2 protein-coding genes and 1 tRNA gene are annotated in these 1,045 nt (G+C 67.8%); all 3 read right to left on the bottom strand.

Annotated features, from left to right (window positions below):
- Position 1 precedes the first annotated feature (1 nt).
- The 3 genes from IY392_RS16530 to IY392_RS16540 all read right to left on the bottom strand — a co-directional run bounded on the left by IY392_RS16530 (position 2) and on the right by IY392_RS16540 (position 984).
- A complete protein-coding gene (locus IY392_RS16530; protein WP_228549541.1) occupies positions 2-412 on the bottom strand; it encodes a nuclear transport factor 2 family protein in 411 nt (136 codons plus the stop codon).
- On the bottom strand, positions 413-820 hold the full coding sequence (locus tag IY392_RS16535) for a nuclear transport factor 2 family protein (protein ID WP_194861812.1): 408 nt from the start codon (positions 818-820) through the stop codon (positions 413-415).
- Between the two features lie 91 nt (positions 821-911).
- Positions 912-984 (bottom strand) — tRNA-Thr (locus IY392_RS16540).
- Between the last annotated feature and the right edge of the window lie 61 nt (positions 985-1,045).

Genomic DNA, 1,045 nt, shown 5'->3' on the forward strand with positions numbered 1-1,045 from the left:
GTCAGTGGCCGAGCGCGCGTGCCAGCTCGCTCATGTCGAGGTAGTCGCTCCATTCCCGCACGAGGCCGCCGCGCAGCGTGAAGAACGCTCCCGCGCCGAGCTCGAGGGCCTGCCCGTTGACGATGAGCGACATCGTCCTGGTCATCGCGACGGTGTCACCCGAGACCATGACCCGATGGATCTCGACTCTCACGTTGGTGGCGACCTCGCGGTTGAACTCCATCAGTTGCGCCACCCCCTCGTGGCCGCGCGCCTCGTGGGATCCCTCGATCCGCAGGACGATGTCGGGCGTGCAGAGCGAGGTCACCGTGTCCACGTCCCCGTGGAACCTGGCCTCCACGAGTTCCCTGGCCACGACGGCGGGGTCGGCGCGGTGCCCGTCCTGGCCCATCGGACCGCCTCCGTTCACCATCTACTCCGTGATCGCGTTCAGCGTGCGCAGGTCCTTGTAGTCCTCCCAGCGCGTGACCAGACCCTCCTCGACATCGACGAAGGCCAGTGCCGGGATCTCCACTCCCCCCTGCGGCAGGGTGTAGGTCTCGAGTCGACGGAGGGCGATGGTCCCCGGTTCCGCCAGGACCGACTGGACGGTCACCTCGATGAATCCGGCCAGGCGCGCGACGTCCTCGATCATGTCTCGGATGCCGTCGTGCCCCTCGTAACGTCCGAGATGACCGCCGTTGGTGTAGAGGATCGTCGGGGCGGAGAGTGCCAGCGCGGCGGCCTCGTCACACGTCGCGACAGCGCGCATCCACGCCTCTGCGACACGCCGTTGGGGATCCACGATCCCGGCCCGGGCGCCCTCGCTCTCGCTGCACACCGGTCACACCCTACCCAGAAGCCTGAGAAAGCTAAACCGACGTCCTACGAACGTGGGGCACCCTCGCCTGAGCCCGCACGGGGAGGATGAGAGCTGGAGACGAGACTTGAACTCGCAACCGCCCGATTACAAGTCGGGTGCGCTACCAATTGCGCCACTCCAGCGCGGACCCGGCACCGCCTGGGTCCGGACCACATCCTAACCGGATCCCGCCCCGGCCCCGAC

The organism is Dietzia sp. SYD-A1 (assembly GCF_015356725.1).
Taxonomy (GTDB): domain Bacteria; phylum Actinomycetota; class Actinomycetes; order Mycobacteriales; family Mycobacteriaceae; genus Dietzia.